The sequence below is a fragment of the Flavobacteriales bacterium genome (assembly GCA_013214975.1).
In the GTDB taxonomy this organism is placed as follows: domain Bacteria; phylum Bacteroidota; class Bacteroidia; order DT-38; family DT-38; genus DT-38.
Genome location: JABSPR010000100.1, coordinates 1 through 5242, shown reverse-complemented (window position 1 = coordinate 5242; position 5242 = coordinate 1). Strand labels below are relative to the sequence as shown.

The 5242-nt window shown below is 34.1% G+C and carries 9 protein-coding genes; 3 read left to right on the top strand and 6 right to left on the bottom strand.

Going from position 1 to position 5242, the window contains the following annotated elements; all coding sequences use genetic code 11:
- Together HRT72_04035 and HRT72_04030 are read right to left on the bottom strand one after the other, a co-directional pair.
- Positions 1-285: ABC transporter ATP-binding protein (locus HRT72_04035; GenBank protein NQY66876.1), on the bottom strand; the 285-nt coding region annotated here is incomplete at its 3' end.
- A 1-nt stretch (position 286) separates the two neighbouring features.
- Positions 287-1138 carry an ABC transporter permease gene (locus HRT72_04030; protein NQY66875.1) on the bottom strand — a complete coding sequence of 284 codons (852 nt, stop codon included), beginning with the start codon at positions 1136-1138 and terminating at the stop codon, positions 287-289.
- A gap of 486 nt (positions 1139-1624) precedes the next feature.
- Here HRT72_04030 and HRT72_04025 point away from each other — a divergent pair, with 486 nt between their 5' ends.
- A complete protein-coding gene (locus HRT72_04025) occupies positions 1625-1906 on the top strand; it encodes a Gfo/Idh/MocA family oxidoreductase (GenBank protein ID NQY66874.1) in 282 nt (93 codons plus the stop codon).
- Positions 1907-1937: 31 nt separating this feature from the next.
- Here HRT72_04025 and HRT72_04020 read toward each other — a convergent pair whose 3' ends face one another.
- The 4 genes from HRT72_04020 to HRT72_04005 form a co-directional block, all read right to left on the bottom strand.
- Positions 1938-2468 carry a DnaJ domain-containing protein gene (locus tag HRT72_04020; GenBank protein NQY66873.1) on the bottom strand — a complete coding sequence of 177 codons (531 nt, stop codon included), beginning with the start codon at positions 2466-2468 and terminating at the stop codon, positions 1938-1940.
- Between the two features lie 3 nt (positions 2469-2471).
- Positions 2472-2945, bottom strand: a complete 474-nt coding sequence (msrB, locus tag HRT72_04015; GenBank protein ID NQY66872.1) for a peptide-methionine (R)-S-oxide reductase MsrB — start codon at positions 2943-2945, stop codon at positions 2472-2474.
- 38 nt (positions 2946-2983) lie between these two features.
- Positions 2984-3253, bottom strand: a complete 270-nt coding sequence (locus HRT72_04010) for a helix-turn-helix transcriptional regulator (protein ID NQY66871.1) — start codon at positions 3251-3253, stop codon at positions 2984-2986.
- A 92-nt stretch (positions 3254-3345) separates the two neighbouring features.
- Positions 3346-3909: an HAD-IIIA family hydrolase gene (locus tag HRT72_04005; GenBank protein ID NQY66870.1), complete on the bottom strand. Its 564-nt coding sequence runs from the start codon at positions 3907-3909 to the stop codon at positions 3346-3348.
- Positions 3910-4074: 165 nt separating this feature from the next.
- On the opposite strand from HRT72_04005, the gene HRT72_04000 reads away from it, so the two are divergent.
- The gene (locus HRT72_04000) at positions 4075-4734 is read left to right on the top strand and encodes an ABC transporter ATP-binding protein (protein ID NQY66869.1); all 660 of its coding nucleotides are present in this window, start codon (positions 4075-4077) and stop codon (positions 4732-4734) included.
- 1 nt (position 4735) lies between these two features.
- The coding region (locus HRT72_03995; protein ID NQY66868.1) for an ABC transporter permease at positions 4736-5242 on the top strand (507 nt) is incomplete at its 3' end.

The following is a 5242-nucleotide window of genomic DNA, read 5'->3' as shown; positions in this document are numbered from 1 at the left end:
TGCTAATAGTTTAAGCAAAGTTGATTTACCCGCACCATTTTTTCCAATGATACCAATTACCTCACCCTTGTTTATTTCTAGATTGATATCTTTTAATGCCCAAACATAATCGCTGCCACCTTCAACAGCTCTATCGTTGGTGTCACCGATCATTAAAAAAGGATCTTCTTTACCTCTAATTGAGTACCACCATCTTTTTAAATCATGCGTAAGCGATCCTGTTCCCACAACACCTAGTCGGTATTGCTTTGATACATCTTTTATTTTCAATACTACCTCGCTCATACTACACTGTATCTATAAAAGATTTTTCAACCTTATTAAAAACGATTATTCCAATAAACAAAACCACTATAGCAAAAGCTGCACTATACAAAAGCCCAAACAGATCTAAGCTACCAGTTCCGAGGAAAGCATGCTTAAAAGTCTCTATGATACTTGTCATTGGATTTGCTTTAATTACCATTAGAATAGTTGGATTCTTTATTTCCGATATTGGATAAATAATTGGTGATGCATACATCAAAAGAGAAACGCCAAACCCTACTAAAAAAGTCATATCTCTATACTTGGTGGTTAAAGCAGATACCAACATACCAATACCTAACCCTAAACTTGCCATAATAAGCACAAGAAAAGGAAATATTAATATGACAAAGTTTGGTGCAATTTTATCCGTTGTAATATAAAAGTATAACCAGAAGGAAGTAAATAACAACATTTGAATCCCTAGCTTAAGAAGATTGGTAATAACCACCGACAAAGGAACAATTAGCCTCGGGAAATAAACTTTCCCAAATAAGCCTTGATTACCGGTAAAGGTGCCTGAAGTTTTATTTAAGCATTCTGCAAAGTACCCCCACATAGTTAACCCTGCCATGTAAAATAATATGGGCGGGATACCATCAGTTTTTATATTAGCAATATTGTTAAAAATTAAATTAAACGTTACTGCCGTAATAATCGGTTGAATAAAAAACCACAGTGGCCCAAGGATAGTCTGCTTGTATACAGAAACAAAATCTCGCCATACAAATAGCAAAAGCAAATCCTTGTACTTCCATATCTCACCCAGCCTTACGTCTAAAATTGATCTTTTAGGCTCTATTACAATGTCCCAATTTTCTTCTTCAGTCATCCATAAATTTAAAGCGCCATCGGCTGAAATGAAATTAAATAACTATTGAATAGTTCACACTCGAGTACTATTCAAAAATAAACATTTATCAATAGACTCCAACACTGATTCAAACGCTGCTTAATTCAATAAACTGTATAGTTTTTATTTTATCCAAAGTACTAACACAATAGCATCAGCACGTAATATTACATATAAGGTTATATATAATCACTAGGAAAAAGATTGCCATTCTATATCTATTGATGAATTCCCATTCAATAAAAGAAAAAAGGATACTAGTTAATATATTTCGCAACTTTAACTGCTATTAAAGAGGCACAAACTGGTTATACCCTTATGTGGATATCTAAAGTAGATTAGTATTTCAATAGATGAACTTACTCATCTGTAATAAAAATTCAATATGATTAACATTGGAATAGTAGGGTTTGGCTACTGGGGTAAAACCTAGTTCGGGATTCCAATGGACTTTCAAATTGTGAAATAAAGTACGTTTGCGAAAATCATAAAGGAAATGCCAGTGCATGTAAACATGCTTACTCTGATTTAAATGTTGTTGCCGATTTCGAAACGCTTTTGAACGATGATGATTTAGATGCGATTGTTTTAGCTACGCCTGTAGACACGCATTACGCTCTTAGTAAAGCCGCTTTGAATGCTGGCAAACACGTTCTTATTGAAAAGATCTTGTATGAAATTGTTGGACGTAAGGAAACTAAGAAGCTTAAAATAAAGACTCTGCATAAATTTCATTTAAAAGAATGAACCTCTGTAGCTTCAACTTTAGACTTTACTATCAATCTGCAAACACCCACTTCATAAAGGAGTAATAAAATGTTACTCCTACAATAAGAATAACAATTTCCACAACCGAAATATGAAAGAACACCACTAGGATTGGGCTTCCAATTAAAACGAAACTAATGCCAATTAGCTTAACGAGCATCCCACCAGAACCTTTGGGCTTACTTAATAATTGACTATCCATTAATTCTGAATAATTCAATTTTGCGTAATAATTAGCTTTTTTAACTGATGTACTTCTGCAATCCTCAATTCCTTCGAGATCTTTTTCATCGAGTAAATTATCTAGCAAACCCGATTCTTGCAGTTTTACATTCCTATTTCTAAGGTTATCGTAACTATCACGATACTCAATATTTGAAAGTATTTCAAATGCCTCGAATAACTCCAAATACTTTTCAGTATCAGAATCTTTACTCATTCGCGGATGCAATTTAAAAATCAGCTCTTGAAATGAACTTTGAATTGCAACTGGAAATGCAACTTCAGATAACCCTAAAACCTTGTAATAATCTTTTACCACAAATTATTCTTCAGATTTAAACTTAAGAGAAATCGAATTCACACAATACCTCAACCCTGTAGGATTCGGGCCATCTTCAAATACATGTCCCAAATGAGCCCCACAATTCTCACAATTAATTTCAGTTCGAACCATTCCGAGAGTGCTATCCTTATTTTCAGTAAGTGAGTTATCAGAGGCTGGGAGAAAAAAACTTGGCCATCCACTTCCTGAGTCATACTTGGTTTCGGAAGAAAATAATGGGTTTTCACAAACCGTACAATTGTACATTCCTTCTTTCTTATTGTCGTTGTATTCCCCAGAAAAAGCCCTTTCCGTACCATGCTCAAAAGCTATTCTATACTCTTCATCGGTTAACTCTGACTTCCATTCTTCTGGTGTTTTTTTTAACGACATTTTGTTATTCAGTTTAGTTTGACCGCATGCTTGTACGATAAAAATAAATATTAACAGATTAAGAAGGATGACTATTCTCATCTGTAACAATTAAATCTAAGTTTGAAACAAGACACTTATTAGGCTATCTTGAAATCTTTATGAATTCGTTTGGTATATTTTGTAAAAACATCCTTGTTAAGAGAAACCAAAGATTTCTGTCCACTTCTCTTCATTTTCACTAATCCACTTTCGTTTAAAACGCGACAATGATGTGATATGGTTGGTTGACTTAAATTAAACAGCCTTTCAATATCGCCACACGACATTGAACCCTTTTCCGATACTGCTTTAACTATCTTATATCTAGCTGGCTCTGAGAGAGCTTTTGCTATTTTATAATGATCCATAAAGACTATTTATTTATAACTTAAATTCTACAATCCCCTGAAAACTAAATACTTGTTACGCAAAGGTCTTTAATTATCTATTAAAAACAACTTTAACCTTCCTTTTTCAAAAGGGAAGAAATATAACCATACAAGTTTTCAAAAATCTCATCCGTAAGATCTTCCTTCCCATCAACTAAGATAGATTCATCACCAACAAAGATATTATACATCTGCGCGTTTCTACCAAACTGCATGTCGGCAATAAAATCGCCAACCATAATCGACCGCGAAAAATCTATTTCCGGAAAGTCTTCTTTTGCATGTAATGCCATTCCAATTTCTGGTTTTCTATACTTCGACCCAGAATCGTAATCGTCAATACATTGATAGATTTTATCTATTCGTCCCTCTTCCGTTTTTACTCTTTCTAAAAACTTATCATGAATTACATTTAGCGCCTCTACAGTCATAAAACCTTTTGCCACACCTCGTTGAGTAGTAACGATAACTATTCTTCCAAAAATACCAGAAGCTAACTTTAAGGCTTCAAATGTTTTATCGATAAATATCATGTCGTTATATGTAGCTACATATCCCTTATCAACAAGTTCGTTAATAACGCCATCACGATCCAGAAAGAGCGTCCATGTATTGTCTATATTAATCTTTGACACAGCAATGGTTTGGTAAAAATATCCAAGATAGAAAACAATCTGTAGAAATACTTCCTATCCTAGTTATATTGTAAACCTGATTATCCTAAATTCGGTTTATAAAGTATTTTTACAAATACCACTTTAAAAAATACCAAAACTAACTTCCTGAACTGAGCCGTTTTAATGATAAAGCTAGAAGACATTAACAAATCTTATTCGATCGGTAATAATTCTTTGAAAGTATTGCAAGGAATTAATTTGCATATAAGAGAAGGTGAGCTGGTATCCATAATGGGATCATCCGGTTCCGGAAAATCCACATTACTAAATATTCTGGGAATTCTCGACAATCAAGATTCAGGAAAGTATACGCTTAACAACTCCCTGATTTCAAATTTAAGCGAATCTAAAGCGGCCGCTTACAGAAATAAGATGCTTGGATTTGTCTTCCAGTCATTCAATCTTCTATCATTTAAAAATGCAATGGAAAATGTTGCTCTGCCTTTATATTATCAGAATGTTGGTAGAAATGAACGAAACAAAATTGCGTTGGAATATCTAGAACGTTTTGGGCTAAAAGAATGGGCCAACCATTTACCTTCTGAATTATCGGGAGGTCAGAAACAGAGGGTAGCTATTGCCAGAGCAATTATTAGCGATCCCAATGTAATTCTTGCTGATGAACCAACTGGAGCTCTCGACACTAAAACATCTTACGACATTATGGAAATCTTTAAGGAATTAAATAAAGCGGGGAAAACTATTGTTATCGTTACACACGAAAATGATATTGCTGAAATGACAAATAGAACGATTCATTTAAAAGACGGCGCAATAGTTTAAGATGTTAGATTTAGACAAATGGCAAGAAATACTAAACTCTCTAAGTAGAAATAAGCTTAGAACCTCCTTAACAGCGATAAGTGTTGCTTGGGGCATCTTTATGCTAATAATTCTATTAGGATCTGGCAATGGATTAATGAATGGAGTAAAGGAGCAATTCACCGATTATTCGACAAACGCTATCTGGATACGACCAGGACAAACCAGTATTCCTTTTGAAGGCATAAAACCTGGAAGGAAAATCAAACTAACCAATGCTGACTATCATCAAATTAAAAAATCATTCCCCGAGATTGACCATATTTCTTCTCAATATCACTCTTGGAAAAATAGCGGTCTTGTTACATATAAGGATAAATCTAGCTCTCTTAGTGTAATTTCAGTTCATCCTGAAATACAACATATCGAATACCGTAAAATTTTATCCGGTCGATTTATCAACCAAATTGACGTGAAAGAAATCAGAAAGGTGGTGGCTCTTGGAACAAATGGAGTTGCGGAATTATTC